The sequence below is a fragment of the Aeromonas sp. s8 genome (assembly GCF_040907785.1).
GTDB classification, from domain to species: Bacteria; Pseudomonadota; Gammaproteobacteria; order Enterobacterales; family Aeromonadaceae; genus Aeromonas; species Aeromonas veronii.
The window spans coordinates 17014-42735 of the sequence record NZ_JBFOCL010000025.1 but is presented as its reverse complement, the minus strand read 5'-3'; the positions used below and the strand labels follow the sequence as shown (position 1 = coordinate 42735).

27 protein-coding genes are annotated in these 25722 nt (G+C 60.9%); 10 read left to right on the top strand and 17 right to left on the bottom strand.

Features of this window, described 5'->3' with window-relative positions; genetic code table 11:
• On the top strand, positions 1-207 hold a 207-nt coding region (locus tag AB5Y86_RS08335), incomplete at its 5' end, for a hypothetical protein (protein WP_368192571.1).
• 89 nt (positions 208-296) lie between these two features.
• Positions 297-836, top strand: a complete 540-nt coding sequence (locus AB5Y86_RS08330) for a gamma carbonic anhydrase family protein (protein ID WP_159164585.1) — start codon at positions 297-299, stop codon at positions 834-836.
• An 88-nt stretch (positions 837-924) separates the two neighbouring features.
• On the opposite strand, the gene polA is transcribed toward AB5Y86_RS08330, so the two are convergent.
• Positions 925-3690 (bottom strand): DNA polymerase I, encoded by a 2766-nt coding sequence (gene polA / locus AB5Y86_RS08325; protein WP_368192570.1) that lies wholly within the window; start codon positions 3688-3690, stop codon positions 925-927.
• Between the two features lie 400 nt (positions 3691-4090).
• Here polA and elbB point away from each other — a divergent pair, with 400 nt between their 5' ends.
• Entirely contained in the window at positions 4091-4741 is a 651-nt protein-coding gene (gene elbB / locus AB5Y86_RS08320) for an isoprenoid biosynthesis glyoxalase ElbB (RefSeq protein WP_144716151.1), read from the top strand.
• A 72-nt stretch (positions 4742-4813) separates the two neighbouring features.
• Here the strand turns inward: elbB and AB5Y86_RS08315 are convergent, their stop codons facing one another.
• The 4 genes from AB5Y86_RS08315 to AB5Y86_RS08300 all read right to left on the bottom strand — a co-directional run bounded on the left by AB5Y86_RS08315 (position 4814) and on the right by AB5Y86_RS08300 (position 8270).
• On the bottom strand, positions 4814-5023 hold the full coding sequence (locus tag AB5Y86_RS08315) for a cell division protein ZapB (RefSeq protein WP_005339554.1): 210 nt from the start codon (positions 5021-5023) through the stop codon (positions 4814-4816).
• Between the two features lie 246 nt (positions 5024-5269).
• Positions 5270-6550, bottom strand: coding sequence for a hypothetical protein (locus AB5Y86_RS08310; RefSeq protein WP_368192569.1), 1281 nt, complete (start codon positions 6548-6550; stop codon positions 5270-5272).
• A gap of 20 nt (positions 6551-6570) precedes the next feature.
• Positions 6571-7350, bottom strand: a complete 780-nt coding sequence (gene cysE, locus AB5Y86_RS08305) for a serine O-acetyltransferase (RefSeq protein WP_076495375.1) — start codon at positions 7348-7350, stop codon at positions 6571-6573.
• 8 nt (positions 7351-7358) lie between these two features.
• Complete coding sequence (locus AB5Y86_RS08300; protein ID WP_043826424.1) at positions 7359-8270, bottom strand: cation diffusion facilitator family transporter; 912 nt, start codon at positions 8268-8270, stop codon at positions 7359-7361.
• 85 nt (positions 8271-8355) lie between these two features.
• Here AB5Y86_RS08300 and AB5Y86_RS08295 point away from each other — a divergent pair, with 85 nt between their 5' ends.
• From AB5Y86_RS08295 to trmL, 3 genes are all read left to right on the top strand, one after another.
• A complete protein-coding gene (locus AB5Y86_RS08295; RefSeq protein ID WP_005339549.1) occupies positions 8356-9051 on the top strand; it encodes a response regulator in 696 nt (231 codons plus the stop codon).
• On the top strand, positions 9033-10403 hold the full coding sequence (locus AB5Y86_RS08290; protein ID WP_005356054.1) for an ATP-binding protein: 1371 nt from the start codon (positions 9033-9035) through the stop codon (positions 10401-10403). Before AB5Y86_RS08295 ends, AB5Y86_RS08290 begins: the two co-directional genes overlap by 19 nt.
• 74 nt (positions 10404-10477) lie before the next feature.
• The gene (gene trmL, locus AB5Y86_RS08285; RefSeq protein ID WP_005339545.1) at positions 10478-10942 is read left to right on the top strand and encodes a tRNA (uridine(34)/cytosine(34)/5-carboxymethylaminomethyluridine(34)-2'-O)-methyltransferase TrmL; all 465 of its coding nucleotides are present in this window, start codon (positions 10478-10480) and stop codon (positions 10940-10942) included.
• Positions 10943-10955: 13 nt separating this feature from the next.
• Here the strand turns inward: trmL and dinF are convergent, their stop codons facing one another.
• The 4 genes from dinF to lexA form a co-directional block, all read right to left on the bottom strand.
• On the bottom strand, positions 10956-12317 hold the full coding sequence (gene dinF, locus AB5Y86_RS08280; protein WP_335844460.1) for an MATE family efflux transporter DinF: 1362 nt from the start codon (positions 12315-12317) through the stop codon (positions 10956-10958).
• A 2-nt stretch (positions 12318-12319) separates the two neighbouring features.
• Complete coding sequence (locus AB5Y86_RS08275) at positions 12320-12946, bottom strand: SCO family protein (RefSeq protein ID WP_005339543.1); 627 nt, start codon at positions 12944-12946, stop codon at positions 12320-12322.
• A 209-nt stretch (positions 12947-13155) separates the two neighbouring features.
• Positions 13156-13371: a hypothetical protein gene (locus AB5Y86_RS08270; protein WP_240337223.1), complete on the bottom strand. Its 216-nt coding sequence runs from the start codon at positions 13369-13371 to the stop codon at positions 13156-13158.
• 483 nt (positions 13372-13854) lie between these two features.
• Positions 13855-14478 (bottom strand): transcriptional repressor LexA, encoded by a 624-nt coding sequence (gene lexA, locus AB5Y86_RS08265; protein ID WP_005339540.1) that lies wholly within the window; start codon positions 14476-14478, stop codon positions 13855-13857.
• 204 nt (positions 14479-14682) lie between these two features.
• Between lexA and plsB the strand changes: the two genes are divergently transcribed.
• On the top strand, positions 14683-17106 hold the full coding sequence (gene plsB / locus AB5Y86_RS08260; protein WP_335844461.1) for a glycerol-3-phosphate 1-O-acyltransferase PlsB: 2424 nt from the start codon (positions 14683-14685) through the stop codon (positions 17104-17106).
• A 69-nt stretch (positions 17107-17175) separates the two neighbouring features.
• Here plsB and ubiA read toward each other — a convergent pair whose 3' ends face one another.
• Positions 17176-18045 carry a 4-hydroxybenzoate octaprenyltransferase gene (ubiA, locus tag AB5Y86_RS08255; protein ID WP_335844462.1) on the bottom strand — a complete coding sequence of 290 codons (870 nt, stop codon included), beginning with the start codon at positions 18043-18045 and terminating at the stop codon, positions 17176-17178.
• The gene (locus AB5Y86_RS08250) at positions 18042-18578 is read right to left on the bottom strand and encodes a chorismate lyase (RefSeq protein WP_236323389.1); all 537 of its coding nucleotides are present in this window, start codon (positions 18576-18578) and stop codon (positions 18042-18044) included. The genes ubiA and AB5Y86_RS08250 overlap by 4 nt, the downstream gene beginning before the upstream one ends.
• A gap of 145 nt (positions 18579-18723) precedes the next feature.
• On the opposite strand from AB5Y86_RS08250, the gene AB5Y86_RS08245 reads away from it, so the two are divergent.
• Together AB5Y86_RS08245 and AB5Y86_RS08240 are read left to right on the top strand one after the other, a co-directional pair.
• Positions 18724-19158, top strand: coding sequence for a flagellar basal body-associated protein FliL (locus AB5Y86_RS08245; protein WP_005339527.1), 435 nt, complete (start codon positions 18724-18726; stop codon positions 19156-19158).
• 112 nt (positions 19159-19270) lie between these two features.
• Positions 19271-19435, top strand: coding sequence for a hypothetical protein (locus AB5Y86_RS08240; RefSeq protein WP_005339525.1), 165 nt, complete (start codon positions 19271-19273; stop codon positions 19433-19435).
• Between the two features lie 20 nt (positions 19436-19455).
• Here the strand turns inward: AB5Y86_RS08240 and AB5Y86_RS08235 are convergent, their stop codons facing one another.
• From AB5Y86_RS08235 to waaF, 5 genes are all read right to left on the bottom strand, one after another.
• Positions 19456-19788, bottom strand: a complete 333-nt coding sequence (locus AB5Y86_RS08235) for a DUF2799 domain-containing protein (protein ID WP_040069401.1) — start codon at positions 19786-19788, stop codon at positions 19456-19458.
• A 137-nt stretch (positions 19789-19925) separates the two neighbouring features.
• Positions 19926-20051, bottom strand: a complete 126-nt coding sequence (locus AB5Y86_RS08230) for a hypothetical protein (RefSeq protein ID WP_005339521.1) — start codon at positions 20049-20051, stop codon at positions 19926-19928.
• A 74-nt stretch (positions 20052-20125) separates the two neighbouring features.
• Entirely contained in the window at positions 20126-21106 is a 981-nt protein-coding gene (locus AB5Y86_RS08225; protein WP_368192567.1) for an MDR family oxidoreductase, read from the bottom strand.
• A 93-nt stretch (positions 21107-21199) separates the two neighbouring features.
• Complete coding sequence (waaA, locus tag AB5Y86_RS08220) at positions 21200-22465, bottom strand: lipid IV(A) 3-deoxy-D-manno-octulosonic acid transferase (protein WP_368192566.1); 1266 nt, start codon at positions 22463-22465, stop codon at positions 21200-21202.
• A gap of 1 nt (position 22466) precedes the next feature.
• The gene (gene waaF, locus AB5Y86_RS08215; RefSeq protein ID WP_005339516.1) at positions 22467-23501 is read right to left on the bottom strand and encodes a lipopolysaccharide heptosyltransferase II; all 1035 of its coding nucleotides are present in this window, start codon (positions 23499-23501) and stop codon (positions 22467-22469) included.
• A 276-nt stretch (positions 23502-23777) separates the two neighbouring features.
• Between waaF and AB5Y86_RS08210 the strand changes: the two genes are divergently transcribed.
• Positions 23778-24554 carry a glycosyltransferase family 2 protein gene (locus tag AB5Y86_RS08210; RefSeq protein WP_368192565.1) on the top strand — a complete coding sequence of 259 codons (777 nt, stop codon included), beginning with the start codon at positions 23778-23780 and terminating at the stop codon, positions 24552-24554.
• A 51-nt stretch (positions 24555-24605) separates the two neighbouring features.
• Here AB5Y86_RS08210 and AB5Y86_RS08205 read toward each other — a convergent pair whose 3' ends face one another.
• A complete protein-coding gene (locus AB5Y86_RS08205) occupies positions 24606-25643 on the bottom strand; it encodes a glycosyltransferase family 9 protein (protein ID WP_368192564.1) in 1038 nt (345 codons plus the stop codon).
• Positions 25644-25722: the final 79 nt, after the last annotated feature.

Below are 25722 nucleotides of genomic sequence, written 5' to 3'. Positions count from 1 at the left end.
AGCGACGCAACAGTGTGTTGCTGCGGGAGTGGAATTCTACTCAACCGCCTTCTCGAGTCAAGCCTTATTTTCAAAGGCTTTTCGAGGTTATCGACTTGGCTTTCTGCGTTGCCGCTTGCCCTGTCGATGGAGGCGCATTATAGGGAACAGATTCTTTCTGGCAACCCCTTATCTGCAATAAAATTGCAAAAAACAGCACTTTTTTAGTTATTCATATCCAACCACAGCTTTTATACAAACTTATCCACAGAAAGCGGTTCAAGATTGCTAGAATGGCCGAAAACAAGGAGGCCAAGATGGACTTGCGACTGAGACCGTACAAAGGAAAACGCCCGCAACTGGGCAAAGGAGTATATGTAGATCCCTGCGCGACACTGGTGGGCGATATCGAGCTGGCCGACGACGCCAGCATTTGGCCCATGGTGGCGGCACGGGGAGATGTGAACCATATCCGCATCGGCGCCCGCAGCAATATTCAGGACGGCACCGTATTGCACCTGACCCGCAAGAGCGCCAGCAACCCGACCGGCTATCCGCTGCTGATCGGTGAAGATGTCACGGTTGGTCACAAGGCGATGCTGCACGGCTGCACCATTGGCAACCGGGTGCTGGTCGGCATGGGTGCCATTCTGCTTGATGGCGTCGTGGTTGAAGATGATGTGATGATCGGCGCAGGTTCGCTGGTGCCACCAGGCAAGCGACTCGAGTCGGGCTTTCTATATATAGGGAATCCCGTCAAACAGGCTCGCCCGCTCAAGCCCGCCGAGATCGCCTTCCTCAAGACCTCGGCCGACAACTATGTCCTGCTCAAGGATGAGTATCTGCAAGAGACCTGATAGGGCTGGCAGAAACAGGAAGCCCGGCATGATGCCGGGCTTCGCTTCTTATATAGCTATATAGCCGTGCAGAACGGCTGACCGGAAATCAGTGGGCCTGATCCCAGTTATCACCGGTACCCGCTTCAACCAGCAGCGGCACATGCAGTTCGGCAGCGGCCGACATCTTCTCCTTGATGATGGCGGTGTACTCCTCCAGCTTCTCTTCGCGGATCTCGAACACCAGTTCATCGTGTACCTGCATCAGCATGCGGATCGACTCATCCTCGATACCGCGGATCCAGCTGTCCACATTGATCATGGCACGCTTGATGATATCGGCAGCCGTGCCCTGCATGGGGGCGTTAATGGCGGCCCGCTCGGCAGCCTTGCGCAGACCGGCGTTGCGTGACTTGATATCCGGCAGATAGAGACGGCGGCCAAACAGGGTCTCGACATACCCCTGGGCTTCCGCCTGCTGACGGGTGCGCTCCATATACTCCAGCACGCCCGGGTAGCGCTCGAAGTAGAGATCCATGTACTTCTGCGCTTCGGCACGACCGATCCCCAGCTGCTTGGCCAGACCGAAGGCACTCATGCCGTAGATAAGGCCGAAGTTGATCGCCTTGGCGCTGCGGCGCATGTCGGTGGTGACCGCATCGAGCTCTACGCCAAACACCTCGGCGGCAGTCGCCTTGTGGATGTCCTTGCCCTCGGCAAAGGCGGTCAGTAGCCCCTTGTCACCGGAGAGGTGCGCCATAATGCGCAGCTCGATCTGGGAGTAGTCCGCCGCCACCAGCTTGTAACCGGCGCTCGGGATGAAGGCCTGCCGGATCCGGCGCCCTTGCTCGTTGCGCACCGGGATGTTCTGCAGGTTGGGATCAGATGATGACAAACGGCCCGTAGCCGCTACCGCCTGATGATAGGAGGTGTGCACCCGCCCGGTCCGGGGCTTGATCATCAGCGGCAACTTGTCGGTGTAAGTGGACTTGAGCTTGGCCAGACCGCGATGTTCCATCAGCAGTTGCGGCAGCTCATAGGTCTCCGCCAGCTCGGCCAGCACCTCTTCTGCGGTGGATGGCGCACCCTTCGGAGTCTTTTTGATGATCGGCAGGCCCAGCTTGGTGAAGAGGATCTCCCCCAGCTGCTTGGGCGAGGAGAGGTTGAACTCCTGCCCGGCCAGCTCATGGGCCTGCTTCTCCAGCTCCGCCAACCGCAGCTCGATCTCCTGACTCTGCTGGTGCAGCAGCTTGGGATCGATGGTGGTGCCGAGCAACTCCATCCGCGCCAGCACTGGCAGCAGCGGCAGTTCGATCTCGCTGAATACCCTGGCAAGACCCGGCACGGCTTCCAGCTGACCCCACAGCACCTGATGAAGACGCAGGGTGATGTCGGCATCTTCCGCCGCATAAGGGGCCGCCTGCTCCAGCTCGATCTGGTTGAAGGTGAGCTGTTTCACCCCTTTGCCCGCGATATCTTCAAACGAGGTAGTCTCGACCCCGAGGTAACGCTTGGCCAACGAATCCATGTCGTGGCGGCTGGCGGTGGAGTTGAGCACGTAGGATTCGAGCATGGTGTCGTAGGCAATGCCCTGCAGGTCGATGTCGTGGTTGAGCAGCACGTTGCGATCGTACTTGAGATTCTGCCCCACCTTGAGACGGGTCGGATCTTCCAGCAGCGGTTTGAGCTTGCCGAGCACCACAGCCTCGCTCAGCTGTACCGGTGCCCCCAGATAGTCGTGGCCAAAGGGCACATAAGCAGCCTTGCCCGGCTCAACCGCGAAGGAGACGCCGACGATCCGTGCCTCCATATAGTCGAGACTGGTGGTTTCGGTATCGAAGGCAAACAGCGGTGCCGTTTTCAGCTGTTCCAGCCAACCGTCAAACTCGGCTTCGTCCAGAATGCAGCGGTAGTCGGTTTCGATGGCGGCAACCGGAGCGGTGCTCTCATCGCCAGCTTCGTCCTGTCCGGCGCTCTCGCTCCCCTCTTCACCACCGGATTCCAGCTCCTTGATCAGGTTGCGCAGCTCGTATTCGCGATAGACCGCCAGCAGGGACTCCTTGTCGACCGGTTTGAGCAACAGCTCTTCCAGACTCTGTTCCAGCTCGACATCGGTCTTGATGGTCGCCAGTCGATAGGAGAGACGAACCTGCTCCTCCTGCTCGCGAAACTTGTCAGCGAACGCCTTGGAGCCACGGAAGCCGAGGGCGGCGACCTTGTCGAGGTTGGCGGCAATCTCGTCGATGCTGCCAATCCCCTGCAGCAGGGCCAGTGCGGTCTTCTCGCCGACACCGGTCATGCCGGGAATGTTGTCGACCTTGTCACCCATCAGGGCCAGGTAGTCGATGATGAGCTCGGGCGGCACGCCAAACTTCTCGATCACCCCTTCCCGATCGGTCTTCACATCTTTCATGGTGTCGATCAGGGTGACATGGTCGGAGACCAGCTGTGCCATATCCTTGTCACCGGTGCTGATCAGCACCGGCAGTTGCTTCTCGGTCGCCTGGCGGGCCAGGGTGCCGATCACATCGTCTGCCTCCACCCCTTCCACCATCAGGAAGGGGAAACCCATCGCCTTGATCATCTGGTGGATAGGGGCGACCTGGCTGCGCAGATCGTCCGGCATGCTGGCACGGGTCGCCTTGTACTCGGGATAGATGTCATCACGGAAGGTCTTGCCCTTGGCATCAAACACCACGGCCACATGACAGTCAGGATATTGCTTGCGCAGGCTGCGCATCATGTTGGCCATGACACGGACGGCGCCGCTCGGCAAACCGGTCGATGTGCGCAGATCAGCCTGCTGGGAGGCGAAGAAGGCGCGGTAAAGATAAGAGGAGCCGTCGACCAGAATAAGGGGGTTGCTAGGGGCCATGAAATCGTCCTGCCAGAGATAAACAGCCGCTAGGATGCCACAGGGCCCCCCTCACACCAAGGGGCGCAGCAACAGCACACAGCGCCTGATAAAGGGACTCAGTCTGTGGATAACTCTGTGTTCAAAAATGGGGCGCATCAGAGTGCACAGTGATGAAGCTGTGCACAAGAATACAAAAAGCCATTAAAAACAATTAATTGAGATCGTAAAAACCGATCGAGAGACAGTTAGAATGATCTCGATCAATGTGGAAAAAGATTTAAGGGAGTAGGTACGGCAGGATCCAAAACGAAACAATCCTAGCACAGCAAGATGACTTGACCAGCGGAGGGCGAGCGATAACCATACAAAAGTACAACAATCCATCCTGGCTCACATTTTCAACAACGAGGAGTTTGCCATGAAAAAAGTGGCCGTGATTTTGAGTGGCTGCGGTGTCTTTGACGGGGCCGAAATCCACGAGGTCGTAATCAGCCTGCTGGCGTTGGCCCGTCAGGGAGCCGCCGTCCAGTGCTTCGCCCCGAACGTAGCGCAGCTCCATGTCATCAACCACCTGACCGGTGAAGTGAGCGAGGGAGAGAGCCGCAATGTACTGGTCGAAGCGGCCCGCATCTGTCGTGGCCAGATAAAGGATGTGGCCGAGCTGGATGCGGCCGATTACGACGCGCTGCTGGTGCCCGGCGGCTTTGGCGCGGCCAAAAACCTGTGCGACTTCGCTATCAAAGGAGCCGAGTGCCAGATCCAGCCCGATGTGCTGAAATCGTGCCAGAGCTTTGCCAAAGCCAACAAACCGGCCGCCTATATCTGCATCGCACCCGCCATGATCCCGCTGATCTATGGTGCCGGGACGCTGGCGACCATCGGCCATGACGAGAGTACCGCCAACGCCATCGAGGCGATGGGTGGCAGCCATCTCAACTGCCCGGTCAACGAATTCGTGGTGGATCAGGAGCGCAAGGTGATCTCCACCCCCGCCTACATGCTGGCCAACAACATAGTCGAAGCGGCGGACGGCATCGAGAAGACAGTCAAGCAACTGCTGGCGCTGTAATCTCCATCCCGCCAAAAACAGACGGGCCGCTCATGGAGCGGCCCGTTTTCAATTCTGCCTGAAGGCAATGAATTAGATGGTTTCGCCCATCTGATCCATTTTGCCCAGCAGGGCACGCAGACGCTCCTGCCACGCAGTGTGCTCGTTGCGCAGCTGATGGTTCTCGTCTTGCAGCTTGCTGTTCTGCTCTTTCAGCTCGTCCAGCTCCATCTTCAGCAGGGAGATGTTGTCGACGGCGGATTGTACTTTGGATTCGAGTTGCTCAAGGACTTCTAGTGACATATGCATACCTGTTTGTTCAATTGCGATGCCCCACAGAGGGCGATTCAAGCGCGTGAAGCCAGCATACCCCGAGCGCATCGGCACAAACAAGCCAGTGCGCTGTAAAATGCGCCTTCCATAGATGTATTGTCTAAATATGCGTCTATTTTTCTCGCATCCTGCGCCCGAGTCGCGACAACACACTGAACCGTGCGTAAAAGGCCCCGCCACCCGCGCATCATTTGCCCCCTCCTGACGGCGCCACCGTTATCCATGCAAGGCGATATAAGCCCCCAGCAACAGACAGGCGACCACATACATCAGCAGGCCGTAGAGCAGGTTCCAGCGCAGGATCAGCCCGGCACTGAGGTTGTAGCGGGAGGCCAGCGCCAGATTGGAGCCGGAGAGCGGACTGGTGCCGGTGGCAAGCCCCCATCCCAGCAGGAAACACATGCCGAGCAGGCTGGGATCCGGTGCCAGCGGCCAGAGTAGCGGCGCCAGCCCGGAGATACTGATAAGCGGATGCACCCCGACGATGGCCACCAGCAGGATCAGCAGCAGAGTGAGGGATGCTTCGAGCCAGCCAAAGTGGTTGAACAGCGGCAGGCCGTGACCAGCACCGAGATCGATGACCGACAACGCACTGTTGATGCCTGCCGCCAGCAAACCGGCCCCCAGAAACAGCACCAGCTGACCACCGATGGCGGGGAAGCGCTCCACCACCTGCCGCTTGAGGGCCGCCTTGCGCCCGACCCTCGGCATAAAGAGCAGCGCCAGCAGCGGGGCCACCAGCGCGATCACCGCCAGAATGCCGAGCTGGGGCCAGACCTGCTTGATGAGCAGCACCAGCAGCGCCAGCGTGACCGGCAACCCCAGTGTCTGCAGCCGCAGCGGATAACCGGCAAAATCGGCCACTCCGATCCGCTCCACCTGCCAGGCGGTCAGCCCCATCGCCAGCAAGGCGGCGAGGATCCCGAACGGCAGAATATGAGAGAGCTGCAAGCCCGGCGCATAGGTGAGCGCCACCGCCATGGCGACAAAGAAGGGTGACCAAAAGGCGGCGGCACAAAATATCCGGCTCAGTACCATCACCTGACGCCGCTCCAGGGTGCCATTGCGCTCCAGCCGATCGCCGATGATAAACAGCACCGAGAGATTGATGACCGCACCCAGCAGATTGAGGCTGGCCATGGTGCTCCACAGCCCTTTGCGCCCGGTCCAGGAGGTGGTGCCGGTCAAGAGACCTGAGGTGGCGAGGTTGAGAGTGCTCACCGCGGCAAACATGGTGAGCATATTGATGTTGGGCAGCAGCCAGTCACCGGCACTGAGGGTAGCACCCTGCCACCAGGAGAAGATGAGCAGCAACAGCGCCGCGCCATACAAGGCCAGCGCCTGCCGCTTGGCGGCCCCCACCAGCCAGGGCCAGGTGAGCAGTGATGCCCCCCAGGCCGCAATGGCCGCAGGCCAGGGGGAGAGTCCCAGATAGAGATGGAGCAGGTTGAGCAGCCACATCCCCAAAATCAGATAACCCGACCAACGTTTGGCCATCGACTACTCCGGCCGGGAGATCAGAGACACTGATCCATATCCAGTGAAGGCTTGTCGCACTCCGGACGGCCGACGATCTTGGCAGGTACGCCAGCGACCGTGGTATGAGGCGGCACCGGGTTGATCACCACGCTGCCTGCGCCAATTTTGGCGCCCATGCCCACTTCGATATTGCCGAGCACCTTGGCGCCCGCCCCTATCATCACCCCTTCGCGGATCTTGGGGTGGCGATCGCCGCTCTCCTTGCCGGTACCGCCGAGGGTCACGCTCTGCAGGATGGAGACATCATCCTCAATCACCGCCGTCTCGCCCACCACTATGCCGGTGGCGTGGTCGAACATGATCCCCTTGCCGATGCGGGCGGCCGGGTGCACATCCACCCCGAACACCACCGAGATCTGGTTTTGCAGATAGAGGGCCAGCGAGCGGCGCCCCTGACGCCACAGCCAGTTGGCGACCCGATACCCCTGCAGGGCATGGAACCCCTTGAGATAGAGCAGCGGGGTGGAGAAGAGGTCGACCGCCGGATCCCGCTCCTGCACGGCGCAGATGTCGGCCGCCACTACCGTCAGCAGCTCGGGCTCGCTGCGCAGGGCCAGCTCGATCACCTCGCGCAAGGCGATGGCGGGCATGGTGGCGCTGTCGAGTTTGTTGGCCAGCTGGAAGCTGAGGGCCGAACGCAGATTCTTGTGATTTAGAATGGTGGAGTGGAAGAAGCTGGCCAGCATCGGCTCCTGGGCCGCCATGCACTCCGCTTCTTGCTGAATTTTGTGCCAGGTTTTGGCAACCAGTTCATCCATGTTGCAGCCTACTGTTGTTCTGGGTGAGGGCTCTGTTGTTCTTTTGTCAGCACCGAGATGGGGTCCATGTGGATGATGACATCCATCCGCTCGAATGCCTGGCGTACCGCCAGCTCGGCTTCATCGGCGATCTGATGGGCCTTGACCAGGGGGATCTGATCATCCAGTTCAAGATGCAACTGTACGAATCGGGTCGGCCCGGATTGACGGGTGCGCAGGTCATGTACGCCGTGTACACCTTCTACGGCACAGCAGAGCGCCATTATTCTCGCTTGTTCTTCCGCTGGCAACTGACGATCGAGCAGGGCCTGCACCGACTCGTAGCCGATGTGTCCCGCCCCCCACAGCAGGAACAGCCCGATCAGGATGGCAAACAGGCCGTCGGCCCAGTACCACCCCTGCCCCGCCAGCACCAGCGCCAGCAAGACACCGGCATTAAGCAGCAGATCGGAACGGTAGTGCAGCATGTCGGCCTTGATGGCCACACTGTTGGTCTTGCGAATGACAACGCTCTGGAAGCTGACCAGCAGCAGGGTCAGCACGATGGAGCCACCGCTGACCCAGAGACCCGCCTCCAGCCGCAGAATAGGCGCCTGATTGAGCAAGGATGAAATTCCGTGCATCACCAGCAGCAGGGCGGAGCCGGAGATAAAGGCCGACTGGATGAGGCCCGCCAGCGACTCCGCCTTGCCGTGACCGAAACGGTGTTCGTCATCGGCGGGGGCCAGCGCATAGCGAATGGCCAGCAGGTTGATGATGGAGGCACTCACATCCATGAAGGAGTCGGTGAGCGACGCCAGCAGGGTCGACGAGTCGGTCATCAACCAGGCGATCAGTTTGCCGATGATCAGCAAGGTAGCGGTGGTGACCGCCGCTAGGCTGGCAAAGGTCACCCAACGGGAATATTGTTGATGGCTCAAAACCGGCTTTCCTCTGGCGATGAAAAACTTATTATACCCTGACCCCGGCGTCAGTTTGGCGCGAAAATCTGCGGAATAACACCAGATGAACAGAATACTCCTGGTCGACGACGATCTTGAATTGACCCAACTGCTCACCGAAATTCTGACCCTGGAGGGATTTCAGGTCACGGTCGCCGAGGATGGTGAAGAGGGGCTGCAACGACTGGCGGAGCAGAGCTTCGATCTGGTGCTGCTGGATGTAATGATGCCCAAACTCAACGGCTTTGCCATGCTGACCAAGCTGCGCAAGACCCACGATACCCCGGTGCTGATGCTGACCGCCCGCGGTGACAGCCAGGATCGGGTCAACGGTCTGGAAGCGGGTGCCGACGACTATCTGGCCAAGCCGTTCGATGACAGGGAGCTGCTGGCCCGGGTACGCGCCATCCTGCGCCGTACCCAGAGCGCCCCGCCCCAGCGCGGCAACTCCTCCGACGAAGTGCACTTCATGGATATCGTGCTGCAACCCGGCCTGCAGCAGGCCCGCTGCGGCGAACAGCTGCTGGAGTTAACCGCCACCGAGTTTGGCCTGCTGGAGTGCCTGCTGCGTAATCCCGGCCAGATCGTCAGCAAGAGCCACCTCTCCGAGCAGGTGCTGGGCAAGAAGCTGGAACCCTTCGATCGCGCCATCGACATGCACCTGAGCAACCTGCGCAAGAAGCTGCCGGATCGCACCGATGGCCAGCCCCGCTTCAAAACCGTACGGGGGCGCGGGTACCTGTGGCTAGAGCAAGAATAGAGCGCATCAACTCCCTCAACGGGATCTCGACCCACATCTTCCTCTGGTTCTGGTTCATGCTGCTGGTGATGCTGGCCGCCGTGATCAGCCTGCCGACCCTGGATCCCCGCAACCAGATCCCGCTGCCGACCCACGAAGTCGCGCGGATGCAGAACAACGTGCAGGCCCTGCTCAACGCCGCCGAGCCGGATCAGGATTTCGATCTGGCCAAGGCGATGGACAAGATCGCCATGCTGCCGGTGGATAACGTCTACCTGCGCGACGAGAAGGGGCAGATCCAGTCCACCACCCATCCGCGCAAGTTCGTGGTGCGCTTTATGGTGGATGCCGATGACCCGGCCAATCCCATGCTAGGCAACGAGGATCGCAAAGCGATCGCCGGCCCCTTCCTGATGGAGCACCACGGTCATCGCTATCACGTCTATTTCGGCCTCAATGCCGAGAATCCCTACCTATTCCTGTTTATTCAGGTGCTGGATCACCCGATCCGCATTCTGGGCATCTCGATGCTGGTCAGCACCCCGCTCTGCCTGCTGCTCGCCTGGCGGCTGACCCGGCCCATCCTGCAGTTGCAGAAGTCGGTCTCCCAACTGGCGGCTGGCAATCTGGAGGTACAGATCCCCAACCTGGGACGGGGCGACGAGATCGGCCAGCTTGCGGATAACGTCAGCCGCATGGTGGAGACACTCAAGAGCATGATCCAGAAGCAGAAACAGCTGCTTTCCGATATCTCCCACGAGCTGCGCAGCCCCCTCACCCGGATGCAGCTGGCACAGGCGCTGATCCGCCGCAAGCAGGGTGACAGCGCCGAGCTGGCGCGGATCGAATCGGAGATCGGGCGGCTGGACAAGCTGATCGGCGATCTGCTGGATCTGTCGCGAGTGCAGCAGCATGTAGAGGCGCCGGTGGTACACCCGCTGGCCGACCTGCTGGAACCCATCCTCGAAGATGCCATGTTCGAAGCGAATCAGAGCGGCAAACAGCTCAGACTGCCGCCGCTACCTGCCGAGTCGATCCAGATGTGGCCCGAGCTGCTGGCCCGGGCGGTGGAAAACCCCCTGCGCAATGCCCTCAAATATGCCCGCGAGTTCATCAAGGTGGACTGGTATCGGGAGGGACTGGAGTGGGTGATGACCATTCGGGATGACGGCCCCGGCGTGCCTGACGAGCAGCAGGCGCTGCTGTTCCAGCCCTTCTTCCGGGTCGATGACGCCCGCAACGCCAAGACTGGCGGCACCGGGCTGGGGCTGGCCATCGCCTCGGAGGCAATACAGCGCCACGGCGGCACCATTGCGGCCAGCAACAATCACCCCACCGGGCTGACCATCACCATCCGCTTGCCCATCGCCTGATCCTTTTCATCCGGACGGGCGCTGGGTATGCTGGCGCCCCTTCTTGGCTTTACATCTCTTTGCAGGAGCTCGTCATGCTCGATATCGTCCTCTACCAGCCGGAAATTCCGCCCAACACCGGCAATATCATCCGGCTCTGCGCCAATACCGGTTACCGGCTCCATCTGATCGAGCCGCTGGGGTTTGAGTGGGATGACAAGCGGGTAAAGCGGGCGGGACTCGACTATCACGAATTTGCCGAGGTGAAGCGCTGGCCGAGCTATGAGGCTTTTCTGGCTGCCGTGGCACCCAAGCGGGTGTTTGCCTGCACCACCAAGGGGCGCACCGCGCACTCGGCAGCACAATATGCCCTTGGCGATGCCCTGCTGTTTGGCCCGGAGAGTCGCGGCCTGCCCATCGAGATCATCGAGAGTCTGCCGTTCGAGCAGCGGCTGCGCATCCCTATGGTGCCCCAGAGCCGCAGCATGAACCTCTCCAACGCGGTGTCTGTCTTTGTCTACGAGAGCTGGCGCCAGCTCGGCTACGACGGCGCCATGTAAGCGCCACCGATGATCAGTGGCGGGCATCGAGCAGATGCCCGCTGCGCTCCAGCCGCCAGCAAGTGACCCCCAGCGACAGGCCGCGCCCCACCATCAGCGCCGCCATCGCCGCCCATAACGCGGCCACGCCCCACGACTGACAGAGCCACCAGATCGGGAAGAAGCCGCCAAACGCGGCCAACAACATGCAGTTGCGCATCTCCCGCGCCCGGGTCGCCCCGATAAATACGCCATCCAGCAGGAAACACCAGACCGCCAGCAAGGGCATGGCAATCAGCCAGGGAAGCTGACGATTTGCCTCCGCCACCACGGCCGGAATGTCGGTGATATAGCCGATAAGGTGGGCACCGAAGAGGGCAAACACCAGGGTAAAACCACTGGCGATGAGGGCGGCCCAGCCCAGATTGAGCACGATGGCCTCCCGCAGTTTCTGCCGATCCCGCTGACCGATGGCTCGTCCTACCATGGCCTCCACCGCATAGGCAAAACCATCGAGTCCGTAGGAGATAAGCATCAGGAAGTTGAGCAACACCGCATTGGCGGCCACCGCCACATCCCCCAGTCGTGCCCCTTGCAGAGTCATGAAGGCGAAACAGAGCTGCAAACAGAGGGAGCGCAGGAAGATATCGCGGTTGAGGCCGAGCAACCGCACCATGGGCGCAAGCTGCCGCCAGCGCTGCCAACCATCCTGCCACACCGTCGGCGCCAGTTGCCGCAGCTGACGGCGTACCAGCCAGATACCGACTGCCAGCGCGCAGTAGTCCGCCATGACCGAGGCCGCCGCCACACCCCGCACCTGCCAGCCAAGCCTGAGCACAAACAGGGCATCGAGCGCCATGTTGACCAGATTGGTGAGGATCAGCATCACCATGGGGCTACGGGCATCCTGCATCCCCAACAGCCAGCCCATGATCACCAGATTGCAGAGCGCCGCCGGGGCGCTCCAGATCCGCACCGCCACATATTGGCCCGCATAGAGCTGCACCTCGGGCGAGCCGCCACTCAGGGCGATCAGTCGTGGCAACAGGGGGAAGAGCAACAACAGCAGCGCCAGGCCAAGAGCAATGGCCAGCCCCAGCGCCCGCATCAGGGTATCGAGCTGAGCACGACCGTCGGCGGCGCCGTGCGCCTGCGCCGTCAGGCCGGTGGTCGACATCCGCAAAAAGCCGAGCAGCCAGAAAATGAGGTTGATCAGGGTTGCACCGACCGAAACGCCCCCCAGAAACCAGGCCTGACCGAGATGACCGATCACCCAGGTGTCCACCAGCCCCAGCAAGGGGGTGGTGATATTGGAGAAAACCATGGGCAGGGCGAGCGCAAAAACAGCGCGGTGGCGAGAGGGATCTCGCCACCAGGGGGCAACAGCTGGGGTCACGCTCAGTGGCCTGCCAACTTCAGGATGCGGGCGAAATCAGAGAGCATGGTGGCCATCTGCACCCTGGGCACCTGACCCGGCGCCACCTGCGGGCGGAATACCGCCTGCAGCTTGCCCTTGGGATTGATGAGCACGATGGAGGCGGAGTGATCGATCAGATAATCCTTCTCCCCCTGATTGGCGATGGAGTAGATCAGCCCCAGATTGCGCACAAACGGGAACAGCTTGTCGTGGGGGGCGGTAGCCGCCTTGAATTCGGGATTGAAGAAGGCGGTATAGGTCTTGAGGCGTGGAATATCGTCACGCTGGGGATCCGCCGAGATAAACACCACCTGACTGTCGGGCGCCATCTTCTTCAGCTGGTCATAGACGGAGCGCATATCTGCCAGCGTGGTGGGGCAGATATCGGGGCAGAAGGTGTAGCCGACGAACAGGAAGGTCCAGTGCCCCTTCAGGTTGGCAGGAGTGAACGGCTGGTTGTCCGCATCGGTAAAGGCAAAATCATTGATGTCCCGCCCCGCCGGATAATAATCGGCCTGTTCCGGCTGCTCTGGCTGCGTGGCGTAAAACACCAGGATCAGACAAGCTGTCAGCAGCAGAAAGAGCAGGGGATAGCGGAGCTTCATCATAACAAGAGACCCTTTCAGTTCGAGGCAGATGGCCAGCAGTGACCGGACAAGAGGGGGGCATTGTACCTCAGCGAGCCGCCAAGGTGGTTCAACCTTGTGCAACGCCCTGTCAGGAGTCGACCATTTGGCATAATTAATCGCCAGTTGCGGCCATAAGAAACCGGCCCCCTTGGGTGCCGGTTATGGATGGATTTGTTGGTCTCTTCTGCTCAGGGGCGAGCGTTACGTCCCTGCTGCAACATCTTGCCGATGGCCCGCACGCCGATGGGAATCACGGGGGCCAGCCAGCCCTCTTCCCCCTGGCGATCACCGTGACCCCGTTTGAACAGCAGCACCAGACGCACCACCTTCTCTTTCGGACATCCCAGCCAGAGCGTCCAGTGCGAACCACGATGGTGCAGCCAGACACCGTAAAACCAGGTCATCCGGCTACCTTTGACGAAACGGGTGATTGACGATTCCGCTGGCGCAGCCCCAGCCTCTGAATCCCATGGCGATCTTGATGCCATACCAGTCCTCCTTGACCGACAGGTCATGTTGCTTCGTCGGCCTGAACTGGGAACAGGCCCGTCACGACTATCTGCAACCATTACGAGTGGTCCCCTTTGCCCGACAAGGCTCGGGATCTCCCCACTCCCCCTTCATATCCCGTGAAGGTGTACTGCCCGATTCTCGTTGTTACCGGCCCTCCCGTCCTGCGCATTGCGATGGTCAGAGGGAGGCGCCAAGCCCAGTCTCGGCGACAGGGCACTGATCTGAGCATATATCTGAAATGGATGATTGGTAGCCGGTCACGCAGGACAAAAATGCCGCCGCCGATGATCTGTTTGATATGACAGGGAAAGTGCGCCAGAAACAGCACGGCCTCTCGAAGGAGGCCGTGTGGCAAACGCAGTTGGCGGGGATGATTACATCCAGTCGGCGTTGCGGATCACCCCGACCGCCAGTCCTTCGATGGTGAGCTGCTGGCAGGAGAGATCCACCTCGATGGGGGAGAGCTCTTCATTCTCCGGCAGCAGCCATACCTGACTGCCCTTGCGCTGGAAGCGCTTGACGGTAACATCCTCATCGAGACGGGCGACCACCACCTGACCGTTGCGCACCTCCTGGGTCTTGTGCACCGCCAGCAGATCGCCATCCAGAATGCCGATGTTCTTCATGCTCATCCCCTGCACCCGCAGCAGAAAATCTGCGCGCGGGTGGAACAGGGCGGGATCCACCTGATAGTGGCTCTCGATATGCTCCTGAGCCAGGATAGGTTCACCGGCAGCCACCTTGCCGATGAGCGGCAGGCCGCTCTCTTCCAGCACCTCTTCCTCTTCGAGCAACAGGCGAATGCCGCGGGACGTGCCCGGCATGATCTCGATGACCCCTTTTTTGGCCAGGGCCTTCAGATGTTCTTCGGCCGCATTGGCCGACTTGAAACCAAGCTTCTGGGCAATCTCGGCACGAGTCGGCGGCATACCGGTCTCGCTCATGTTCACCTTGATCAGCTCCAGCACTTCGGCCTGGCGGGGGGTAAGGGGTTTCATAGAATTGGCACCTGTCTTTTTATACAGCACACTGGCAGTATATACAGTGCAGTGGCCAAGGCAAGGCGCAGCTGACATTTGTCGCAACCAACCCCTCATTTACTGCTGTTTTGATCCTGCGCAGCCGACTCATCGTACCTCTCGGCGACAAGGGGCTGTCGATTTGCTATGCTCACGCCGCATTTTTTTGGAGAGCAGACGCACATGTCCCTAGGACAGAAGATTTCCAGAGCCATCTTGCAATGGCCGGTCAGCGGCTTGGTCAATCACAAGAGCCTGCCGGAAAATCCCATCACAGAACTCAATCTGGATCCGGCCAGACCCATCGTCTATGCCCTGAAAACCAGTTCGATCACCGACCTGATGACCCTGCAGCAGTGCTGCGAGGATCTCGGTCTGCCCGGTCCCTTCACGCCGCTGGAACTGAACGGCCAGCTGCTGCCGCGCTATGTCTGTCTGGATCGTCCGCCTCCCCTGTTTGGCAAACGCAGCAAACCGCTCCCCTTCCTGCAGGAGTTCCACCAGCTGCTGGATCTGCACAAGCAGGATCCCGAGCTGGATATCCAGGTGGTGCCCGTCACCCTGTTCTGGGGCCGCGCTCCGGGTCGGGAAGGGGAAGAAGCCTCCGGCCTCAACATCATCAGCAGCCTGGCGCCGAACCGGCTGAAGAAGGCGCTCATCGTGATCCTCAAGGGTCGCGAGAATCTGGTGCGCTTCTCGCCGCCCCTCTCCCTGCGCTACATGGCCGACAAACACGGCACCGACGAGGCGATCGCCCACAAGCTGGCACGAGTGGCCCGTACCCACTTCAGCCGCCAGCAGCTGGCCGCCACTGGCCCGAAACTGCCGAACCGCAACCTGCTGTTCAAGCAGTTGCTCGACTCCGCGGTGATCCAGCAGGCGATTAAAGAGGAGGCCCAGCGCGAGGGGATCAGCCTCGAGAAGGCGCAAAAGCGTGCCCATGGCTACATGGACGAGATCGCCTCCAACTTCTCCTACCGTCTGATCCGCCTGGGCGAGAGCTTCCTCGGCTGGCTGTGGAACAAACTCTACCGCGGTTTGTCGGTCAATGGCGCCGAGAAGGTACGCCAGCTGGCGCAAGAAGGGCACGAGATCGTCTACGTTCCCTGCCACCGCAGCCACATGGACTACCTGCTGCTCTCCTACGTCATCTACCACCAGGGGATGGTACCGCCCCATATCGCGGCAGGCATCAACCTCAACTTCTGGCCGGCGGGCCCCATCTTCCGCCACGGCGGCGCCTTCTTCATCCGTCGCACCTTCAAGGGCAACCCGCTCTACAGCACGGTATTTCGTGAATACCTCAACCTGCTGTTTGCCAAGGGTTACTCGGTAGAGTTCTTCACTGAAGGCGGTCGCTCCCGTACCGGCCGTCTGCTGCCGCCCAAGACCGGCATGCTGGCGATGACCCTGCAGGCAATGATGCGCGGGCTGGACAGGCCGGTGACTCTGGTGCCTGTCTATCTGGGCTACGAGCACGTGATGGAGGTGAACACCTACCACAACGAGCTCAAGGGGAGTCGCAAGGAGAAAGAGAGCTTCCTGCAGGTGCTCGGCATCCTGCGCAAGCTGCGCAACTACGGCCGTGGTTTCGTCAACTTCGGCGAGCCGCTGACTCTCAACAGCTACCTGAGCGAACACATCCCCGACTGGAAAAAGCACATCGGGGAAGAGGAGCGTCCGGAGTGGATGGCGGGCACCGTCAACAATCTGGCCGAACTGCTGATGACCCGCATCAACGGCGCTGCCGCGGTCAACGGCCTGACCCTGAGCGCGCTGGCGCTGCTGGCCGCCGAGCGCCACGCCCTGACCCGCGACGAGTTGCAGGCCCAGCTCAACACCTATCTGGATCTGCTCAAAGCGGTGCCTTACAGCCCGCAGAGCACCATTCCGGATGAGGATGCCAAGACCCTGCTGGATCAGGCGATGGAGCTCAACAAGTTCGAGGTGAGCGAGGACAAGTTGGGGCAGATCATCAGTCTGGACCGCTATCAGGCGATCCTGCTGACCTACTACCGCAACAACATCCTCCACTTGTTTGCCATGCCCTCTCTGGTGGCGGCACTGATCGAACGGTGCGAAGGGATCTCCCGCAGCGAGATCATGGCCCGTTGCATCGACATCTATCCGCTGCTCAAGACCGAGCTGTTCCTGCGTTATGAAGAGGAGGATCTGCCGGCGCTGGTCGACAGCCTGCTCGACGCGCTGCAGACCCAGCAACTGATCGAGACCCACGATGACGGCTACTGGGTCAATCCGGCCAACCAGATGCGCCTGCTGCTGCTGGCGGAGAGCATTCAGGAGACCCTGCAACGCTACGCCATCGTGCTGACCCGGGTGCTGGCACAGCCTCATATCGAGGCGGAGCAGCTGGAGGCGGACGGCCTGATGATGGCAGAGCGCCTCGGCACCCTGCACGGCATCAACGCCCCCGAGTTCTTCGACCAGAAGCTGTTCAGTACCCTGATCCACACGCTGCGCAAAGAGGGTTACCTCTCTCCCGAGTGCAAGCCGGATCTCGGCCGCTTCCAGGCGCTGGCCGACAACATAGTGCCGCTGCTGAGCAACAAGATCCGCCGCACCATTCAGGCAGGCAATCAGCTCTGATCTGCAACGCAAACAAAGAAGGCCGCATGATGCGGCCTTCTTTTTTATCGGAGTCTGCGCGGGAACATGTCACACCAGCAGGTAATCGAGCACCAGACCGGCAAACACCAGCGCCCCCACATAGTTGTTGTTGAGAAACGCCTGGAAGCAGGCTTCTCGCTGCCGCTCGCGAATGAGCCGCTGCTGATAGACAAACAGCACCGCCGCCCCCAGCAATCCCCAGTAATACCAGCCCCCCAGCGTCATCAGCTGCCCGACCGCCAGCAACAGCAGCAGTGTCGAGAGTTGCAGTGCGCCGATGATCCGCTTGTCGTAACGGCCAAACAGGATGGCGCTGGACTTGAGGCCGATCTTGAGGTCGTCATCTCGATCCACCATGGCGTACTGGGTGTCGTAAGCCACGGTCCAGAGCAGGTTGGCAAAGAAGAGCAGCCAGGCCACCAGCGGCAGAGCATCCGCCTGCGCCGCATAGGCCATGGGGATCGACCAGGAGAAGGCCATCCCGAGCACCAGCTGGGGATTGGAGATAAAGCGCTTCATGAAGGGGTAGCTCACCGCCAGTAGCAGGGCGACAAACGACAGACCGATGGTGAGCGGATTCATGGTCAGCACCAGACCAAACGAGATAAGCGCCAGCACGAAGAAGAGCGCCAGCACCTCCCACGGCTTGACTCTGCCCGTGGGCAAGGGGCGACCGGCCGTGCGTTTGACATGGCCGTCGAAGTTGCGATCCGCATAGTCGTTGATCACGCACCCTGCCGAGCGCATCAGAAAGACGCCGACCACAAACACGGTCAGCACCCAGAGATTGGGCAGGCCACCAGCGGCCAGCCAGAGCGCCCACAGGGTTGGCCACAGCAGCAGCAGAGTGCCTATGGGTTTGTCGACGCGGGCCAACTGCATATAGGCAAGTCCCCGCTCCTTGGTTAACAGATTCACTCCAGCTCCTTGTCACAGACGAGAGAGGGCAGAAACAGCTCGTGCACCAGCAGTGGCCACTGCCCCAGAAACAGACGGGAACGACGCCCCCAGACAGTGGCGACCGGGCAACGGGGATTGGCGGCAATATCGAAACGGGCCAGCTGCAGATGATCGCGGCGGGCAGGCTCATGGCCAAATACCCGCTCACCCAGCGGCTGCTCGCCAAGCTCGGCAATGCCGCTCCCTTGCAGTGCACCATCGGCAAACAGGGTCCAGCCCAGCACGGCGGGCCCACGATCCCCGTGCAGGATCACCTCGCGGCAGGTACCGGCCGGCGAGGCCGAATCCACCAGCCACTGCTCATCGGCAGTAAGGGCGACCGGGTGATTGCCCAGCCACTCCACCGAAAAGTGGCGATTGTGCTGACGCAGCCGCCGGGTCATGGAGCCGGGCTCCAGCAGCCAGGGGCGCAAGCTGGCGGGCAATTCGCAACATTCAGGGGCCAGCCACCCGCTTAACGGCGTGAGGGGAACAGTCAACTCGGACTTCACAGCTTCACCATCCAGAGATTTCCGTGTTCAGGTTAAAATCCGGTTTATTATCCGTAAATCAATAGCGAAATGTAAGAACATCCGTGCTTGACGGCCCCGATGGCAACATCAAAAATGGGTTATCTCTTGCTGATGAGCCATCTATATGAAGATCTTCAAAATTCTGCTGGTGTTGTTACTGAGCTGTGGCGCCCTGCAGCAGCAAGCTCTTGCTGAAGATGAGCCGCCCGCCGAGGGCGCAGAGGGGGCTGCCAAGCCCGGTTTCTCCTACCACGCGCTCGATCCCGACATCATCACCAACTACCTGAGTGATAGCAAAACCCTCGGTTATATCCGGGTCACAGTAGAGCTGATGGCGGAAAACGAAGCCGACCTCAAGCTGCTGGAACAGCATGACCCGCTGATCCGCGATGCCATCATCCGTCTGATTGGCAGCAAAAATGCCGATCAAGTGAAGTCCCTGACCAACAGAGAAGAGCTGCGCAAGGAGTGCGAGACAACCGTCAACGAACTGCTGGTGAAAGAGACCGGCAAGAAAGCGGTGCGCGAGCTTATCTTCACCAAGTTCCTCTACCAGTAATCCCTCCCGAAACAATCGCTTATTGGCATATCGGCCAATAAGCGAGCTTCGCCGGTTTATTCGAAATGAAAATCGATTACAATACGGCCGTCAAGTCGTAGAGGTAGTCGTTATGGGCAGCAAAACCCTGTGTGAATGGCGCCGTCACGAGATCCCCACCGATCTCAAGGCGTTGCGCAAGATAGTCCGCAAACCCAAGTTTGTCTGCAGCAAGTGTGCCCGCAGTGCCAATGACAAGGGTTACCTCTGCCAACCGCTGCGTTTGAAAGAGGAGTAACACCCCTCCCTGTCACGGTGTTATTGATCGGTCCACCCCTGACGTCCCTGTTCGAACAATCTGCGCGCCTGGGTATCATTCGGGCAAACGCCGCGATACTCCTCGCCTGAGCGGCCAGCCAGATAGAGGTGCTCGGGGCGGCAATACCATGCCAATCCCTTCTGATGTCCCTGCTTCCACAGTTCAGGATCCACCTTCTTGCCACACTGGCCCTGATGGAACTCGATCCGCTCGGTGGTGAAGCCCAGCTTGCCATCCGCCTCCCCCACCTCACTCCACACCTTCTCGCAGGGATCATCGTTGGAGACACAGCCACCCAGCAGGGCAGCCAACAATATGATGGTGAGTCGCATAGTCATCCTTGAGCGTCATTTGGGCAGTTCATTCTACCGAGCGCCCCGCCCCTGACCAAGGACGAACGCTCAGCCGTGTGAGCGCGGCAAAAAAATCAGGCGGGCCCAAAGCCCGCCTGTTCGTTCAATGCTGTGGTTCACTGGTCATCGAAAGTGTCATCATCCTGCCAGCTTTCATCTTCCCACTGATCCAGCTCTTCTTCCCAGGAATCCGGCTCCCAATCATCATCAGAGGAGTCGTAATCCGGCTTGTGTCCACCCATCTTCACTCTCCTTGGATAGTTCACCCGCCCTCCAATTTTATCCGGAATTGTCGGGCTCGCCAGTCAGAGAGAGTTCAAAGTTTGACCAAGGTGCGACCGGCGATCTGGCCTTGCGTGATGGCCTCGGCGGCCTCCACTACCTGCTCCAGCCCAATCTCGGTAACCGCCTGTTCAAAGAAGCTGGCTGGCAGATCCCGTGCCAGTCGCTGCCACGCCAGTTGACGACGTTCAAACGGGCACATCACCGAATCGACCCCCTGCAACCGCACGTTGCGCAGGATAAAGGGCATCACACTGGTCGGCAGATCGAAGCCGCCCGCCAGCCCGCAGGCCGCCACAGCGCCGCCATAGTTCATCTGAGCCAGCAGCTTGGCCAGCACCTGACTGCCGACGGTATCGATGGCAGCGGCCCACAGCTGTTTTTCCAGCGGTTTGGCAGGCACCAGCAGTTCGCTGCGCGGCACGATGCGGCTGGCACCCAGCGCAGTGAGCATGGCGCCCTGCTCTTCCGGACGACCGGTAAGCGCAGCCACCTGATAGCCAAGGGCTGCCAGCAGGGCAACCGAGGTGGAGCCAACACCGCCTGCCGCACCGGTGACCAGCACCTCGCCACTTGCGGGAGTAATGCCCGCCTCTTCCAGCGCCAACACGCAGAGCATGGCGGTGAGACCGGCGGTACCGATGCACATAGCCTGCAGTTCATCAAGCCCGGCGGGCAACGGCACCAGCCAGTCCCCCTTGACCCGCGCCTGTTCGGCCATACCGCCCCAATGCCCTTCGCCCACGCCCCAACCGGTCAGCACCACCTTGTCGCCGGGCTTATAGCGGCTGTCGGCAGACTCGAGCACGGTACCGGCGAAGTCGATACCGGGCACCAGCGGCCACTGACGCACAATCTTGCCCTTGCCGGTAATGGCCAGCCCGTCCTTGTAGTTGATGGAGCTGTAAGCGACCGCCACCCGCACCTCACCTTCCGGCAACTGGCTCTCGGCCAGCCGGGTCAGAGTCGGAACAGTCTTGCCGTCTTGGTTTTCCAGTAACAGAGCCTTGAACATGGTTGCCTCTTTGATGACGTGTGAAACGGGGATCAGTTGCTTTGACGCTTTTGCAGTTGAAAATCGAGAGCCAGTGCGGTGCTCATCATGGGTTCAGTCGTTCTCCAGCGCAGTAAGGCAGTGCGAGAGGGTACGCGCCAGCGCTCCCTGATTGCGCAGCACCACGGCGCGGGCCTGCTCGCCCATCTCGCGGCGGGCGTTGCCGTCGGCAAACAGCTGGCTCACCTGCTCGCCCAGCTCGGCGGCATCGGCCACGATGGCGGCGCCCCCCTGAGCCACCAGCTGGCGGGTGATGTCGCTGAAGTTGAAATAGGCGGGGCCGGTAAGGCAGGGCTTGCCGAGGGCTGCCGGTTCCAGCAGGTTGTGACCGCCGATCTTCACCAGACTGCCGCCGACGAAAGCCACATCGGTCGCCGCCAGCATCAGCGGCAGCTCGCCCATGGTATCGCCGAGATAGACCTTATCCTCCGCACTCACCGCAGCACCATCAGTGCGCCGCACACAGCCATAAGGGGCGCACAGTTCGGCCACCCGATCGAACCGCTCGGGGTGGCGTGGCACCAGAATGAGCAGCGCATCGGGATGGCGTTTGAGCAGCAGATCGAAGGCGGCCAGCACCTGCTCGTCCTCACCCTGATGGGTGCTGGCGGCGATCCAGACCGGCCGATCCGCCCCCAGTTGCTGGCGCAGGGCGCGCCCTTTTGCCTGCACCTCGTCACCAAACTGGATATCGAACTTGATGGAGCCGGTCACCGCCAGCCGCGAACGATCGATACCGAGGCGGGCGAAGCGGTCGGCGTCATCCTGATGCTGGCAGAGCAGATGGGTCAGCGGTCGGCTCAGGGCGTCGAAGGCGCCGTGGAAACGGGCATAACGCTGGCAGGATCGCTCGGAAAGACGGGCATTGATGATGGTCACCGGCAGATGGCGCGCCTCGCAGGCGGCCAGCCAGTTGGGCCACAGCTCGGTCTCCATCACCCAGAGTACGCGCGGCTTGAAGGTGTCGAGAAAGGCCGCCACCGCCCAGGGGTAGTCGAGCGGCGCGTAGCGATGGATCACCAGATCCCCCAGCTTGGCAGCCTGATCGGCGCCGGTGCGGGTGGTGGTGGTGAGCAGGATCGGCAGATCGGGCCGCTCCGCCTTGAGGGCGCGAATGAGCGGCGTGATGGCCAGCGTTTCCCCCACGCTCACCGCATGGATCCAGAGCGGCGCCTCCTGTCCGGTGGCGGGCAGCCGCCCGAGATGCTCGGCCCAGCGCTCGCCAAAGCCGGGCTTGCCCTTTTTCGGCTTGTAGAGGGCCAGCAGCGCCAGCGGCAATCCCAGATGGATCAGCAGGTTGTAGAGCAGACGGTAGGGCATCTTACTGGCTCTGCTCCAGCTTCTTGCAGGCATCGACCACCTGCTCCGGCGCCAGGTCGATCAGGCACTTGAGATGACCGAATTTGCAGGTGCGCTTGAAGCAGGGGCGACACTCGATGTCGGTGTGAACGATCTCGACCCGATCCGCCAGCGGCGGAGTATAGAGTGGCGAGGTGGAGCCATAGACGCCCACCAGCGGCCGGTTGAGGGCGGCGGCGATGTGCATCAGGCCGGAGTCGTTGGAGATGACCCGGCTGGCCAGCGCCATCAGATCGATCGCCTCGTGCAGACTGGTCTTGCCCGCCAGCACGTGGCAGTTGGGGCGAGTCAGCAGATTGACCCGATCCCGGATGGTATTGGCTACCGGCACATCCTTGTTGGAGCCGAAGATCCACACCTGCCACCCCTCGTCCAGATGCTGCTGGGCCACTACGGCGTAGTGCCCCTCCGGCCAGCGCTTGGCCGGGCCAAACTCGGCACCGGGGCAGAGCACCAGCACCGGGCGGGCGCGATCCAGCCCCAGCCGCTCCAGCGCCTTGCTCTGGTTTATCAGATCGACATGGAGCGCCGGATGCGGAATGGTCGGAATATCGGCCCGGCTCTTCATCTGCGCCTTGGGATAAGCGAGCGCCAGATAGCCCTCCACCATCAGCGGGAAGGCGGACTTGTTGCTGCGCAGGTCGTTGAGCAGGCCGTAGCGGCTCTCGCCCTTCCAGCCGGTACGGACCGGAATGCGGGCAAACCAGGGGATCAGCGCCGACTTCATGGAGTTGGGCTGGACGATGGCCTGATCGTATTTTTCGGCGGCCAGCTGCTTGCCGAGGCGGCGGCGCGCCACCAGCTTGAAGTCACCGTGGCCGAGGGGCATGGTGATCGCCTTGTCCACCTCCGGCATCCGCTCCAGCAGGGCGCAGCACCAGGCGGGGGCCATCACGTGCAGTTCGCACTCCGGATGGTTGGCCTTGATCGCCTTGTAGAGGCTCTGGGACATCACCATATCGCCGACCCAGGAGGGGCCGATCACCAATATTTTCATCACGCGTCTTCTCTCGGGACTGGCCCGGCTGTTAATCATCACTGGGCGAGATTATGCCCCAAGAATGACTGGATAAATAACAGAAGATCCTTGGCAATCCCCCCTGCCGTCTCATTTTTCCACAGGTCTTCTGAAGAGATGCAACGCCAGCCGAGCAGGCAAACAGCTGATAGAAACGGGCAATGGCGGCTCTCTCTTTGGCCCGTTTTTCCGTTAGAATGGCCCATCAATACGCATTCGACCCGCCAGCCGGGCAATAACCGTGAGCCCACATTCGTGAAAAAACCGACTCTGGCTGCCGTTCTGATCGTCAAGAATGAAGCCGACAACCTGCGCAAGTGCCTCGCCTCCCTCGACGGACTGGTGGACGAGATCGTCATTCTGGACTCCGGCAGCCAGGACGAGACCCCGGCCATTGCCGCCGAATTTGGGGCCCGCTTCTTCGTCAACGCCAAGTGGCCCGGCTTTGGCAAACAGCGCCGACTGGCCCAGTCCCACGTGCAATCCGACTGGGTGCTGTGGCTGGATGCCGACGAGCGGCTCACCCCCGAGCTGAAAACCGCCATCGCCAACGTGATGACCAATCCGGCCAGCGATACCATCTACTCGATCCCGCGCCTCTCCTGGGTCTTTGGCCGCTTTATCCGCCACAGTGGCTGGTATCCGGATCGGGTGCTGCGCCTCTACCCCAAGGCGCTCACCAGCTACAACGAGGCGCTGGTGCACGAGAAGGTGGAGGTGCGCGCCAACATGAAGATCGTCAACCTCTACGGCGACCTGCTCCACTTCACCTATCGGGATCTGGAGCACTATCTGGTCAAATCCGCCGGTTATGCCCGCGCCTGGGCCGATCAGCGCACCGCTCGCGGCAAGAAGGGCTCCCTCAGTCAGGGGCTGATGCACGCCGTCGGCTGCTTCCTCAAGATGTACCTGCTCAAAGCGGGCTTCCTCGATGGCAAGCAAGGGTTGCTGCTGGCGATCCTCTCCGCCCACTCCACCTTCGTAAAATACGCCGACCTCTGGGTGCGCCAGCAACCGCAGCAGCCGGAATAACCGTCATACGAAACAGGGCCCCGCGGGGCCCTGTTTGCATTGCTGCATACGTTACTTGCGCCAGAAAGGCGCCGCCCAGCGGGCCATCACCGGCACCATGGTCTTGGGATCGAGCTGGCTCATATCCTCAGGATGGTCGCTATCCTCCGGCGGGCTGAAGGCAAGGTGACGCCCTTCGCTGTTGAGGGGCTTCCAGCGCAGCGGAGTCGCGGAGCGCCGCATCGGGAAGAAACCGATAGTCGGCACATCGAGCGCACCGGCGATATGGAGCGGGCCGGTACTGCCAGCGATAAACAGGGCTGCGTTGGCCAGCACCTGACAGAACATCGGCAGACCATCGCTGGAGCGGTAGATCCAGCCGTTGCCACCGTGGGCCAGCAACTCGGCCGCCAGCTGTTCGGCCATCTTCTCCTCGCCCGGTCCTGCGGTCAGCACGCACTGCAGCTCGGGGCAGGCCTGATTGAGCTTGATGATAATGCGAGCATACTGCTCGATGGAGAGGTTGTTGGCCGAACCGCCGCTGCCGGCGTGAACCATCAGCCAGGGGCGGCTGGCATCGAGCTTGAGCTTGAGTGCCAACTGCTCGCGCACCTGTAGCAAGGTCTCGTCATCGAACTGCAGGAAGGGGGTCTTGGGCTCCACCACAGCCACCTGCTGATCGGCCAGGAAGCGGCGGATCAGCTCCAGGTTGTACTCGGACTCCGGCTTCTGGGAACGGGAGCGGCGCTGCACCAGTCGCTGGTTGTAGAGCACTTGCGCCAGCTTGGTCGCCGGGGCCAGCCGGTAAGGGATGTGCGCCTTCCACACCAGCATGGCGTTGCGGGAGTTGGAGAAGAGGCAGATGGACGCGTCGAACGCAGCCGCCTTGATCCGCGCCAGCAGCGCCCGCTGTTGCTCCTTGTCGGCACGCACGCCCGGATCGATGATCACCTCGTCAATCCAGGGGCAGAGTCGGGCCAGCGGCGCCGTGTAGGCCGGAACCAGGGCAGTCACATGACACGCCATGGAGCCTTTGAGCATGGCGAAGCTAGGCCACGCCAGCATGAAGTCACCAATCTTGTCATTGCGAACGACCAGAATACGTTTCATAAAAAATCCCTTTGCTCCCTGTCACCAATGCAAGGAGGCTTGATGCGCGATGGCGTATTCTTGCCTGATGCACTGCTAT

Excerpts from the sequence above, each read along its gene's own strand:
- plsB (WP_335844461.1), top strand. The coding sequence starts at position 14,683 with ATGTCCCTAGGACAGAAGATTTCCAGAGCCATCTTGCAATGGCCGGTC.
- cysE (WP_076495375.1), bottom strand. The coding sequence starts at position 7,350 with ATGGATGAACTGGTTGCCAAAACCTGGCACAAAATTCAGCAAGAAGCG.
- waaA (WP_368192566.1), bottom strand. The coding sequence starts at position 22,465 with ATGCCCTACCGTCTGCTCTACAACCTGCTGATCCATCTGGGATTGCCG.
- AB5Y86_RS08245 (WP_005339527.1), top strand. The coding sequence starts at position 18,724 with ATGAAGATCTTCAAAATTCTGCTGGTGTTGTTACTGAGCTGTGGCGCC.
- AB5Y86_RS08270 (WP_240337223.1), bottom strand. The coding sequence starts at position 13,371 with ATGACCTGGTTTTACGGTGTCTGGCTGCACCATCGTGGTTCGCACTGG.
- polA (WP_368192570.1), bottom strand. The coding sequence starts at position 3,690 with ATGGCCCCTAGCAACCCCCTTATTCTGGTCGACGGCTCCTCTTATCTT.
- AB5Y86_RS08225 (WP_368192567.1), bottom strand. The coding sequence starts at position 21,106 with ATGTTCAAGGCTCTGTTACTGGAAAACCAAGACGGCAAGACTGTTCCG.
- AB5Y86_RS08330 (WP_159164585.1), top strand. The coding sequence starts at position 297 with ATGGACTTGCGACTGAGACCGTACAAAGGAAAACGCCCGCAACTGGGC.
- AB5Y86_RS08295 (WP_005339549.1), top strand. The coding sequence starts at position 8,356 with ATGAACAGAATACTCCTGGTCGACGACGATCTTGAATTGACCCAACTG.
- AB5Y86_RS08235 (WP_040069401.1), bottom strand. The coding sequence starts at position 19,788 with ATGCGACTCACCATCATATTGTTGGCTGCCCTGCTGGGTGGCTGTGTC.
- trmL (WP_005339545.1), top strand. The coding sequence starts at position 10,478 with ATGCTCGATATCGTCCTCTACCAGCCGGAAATTCCGCCCAACACCGGC.
- AB5Y86_RS08275 (WP_005339543.1), bottom strand. The coding sequence starts at position 12,946 with ATGATGAAGCTCCGCTATCCCCTGCTCTTTCTGCTGCTGACAGCTTGT.
- AB5Y86_RS08315 (WP_005339554.1), bottom strand. The coding sequence starts at position 5,023 with ATGTCACTAGAAGTCCTTGAGCAACTCGAATCCAAAGTACAATCCGCC.
- waaF (WP_005339516.1), bottom strand. The coding sequence starts at position 23,501 with ATGAAAATATTGGTGATCGGCCCCTCCTGGGTCGGCGATATGGTGATG.
- AB5Y86_RS08310 (WP_368192569.1), bottom strand. The coding sequence starts at position 6,550 with ATGGCCAAACGTTGGTCGGGTTATCTGATTTTGGGGATGTGGCTGCTC.
- AB5Y86_RS08205 (WP_368192564.1), bottom strand. The coding sequence starts at position 25,643 with ATGAAACGTATTCTGGTCGTTCGCAATGACAAGATTGGTGACTTCATG.
- elbB (WP_144716151.1), top strand. The coding sequence starts at position 4,091 with ATGAAAAAAGTGGCCGTGATTTTGAGTGGCTGCGGTGTCTTTGACGGG.
- lexA (WP_005339540.1), bottom strand. The coding sequence starts at position 14,478 with ATGAAACCCCTTACCCCCCGCCAGGCCGAAGTGCTGGAGCTGATCAAG.
- AB5Y86_RS08230 (WP_005339521.1), bottom strand. The coding sequence starts at position 20,051 with ATGGGTGGACACAAGCCGGATTACGACTCCTCTGATGATGATTGGGAG.
- AB5Y86_RS08240 (WP_005339525.1), top strand. The coding sequence starts at position 19,271 with ATGGGCAGCAAAACCCTGTGTGAATGGCGCCGTCACGAGATCCCCACC.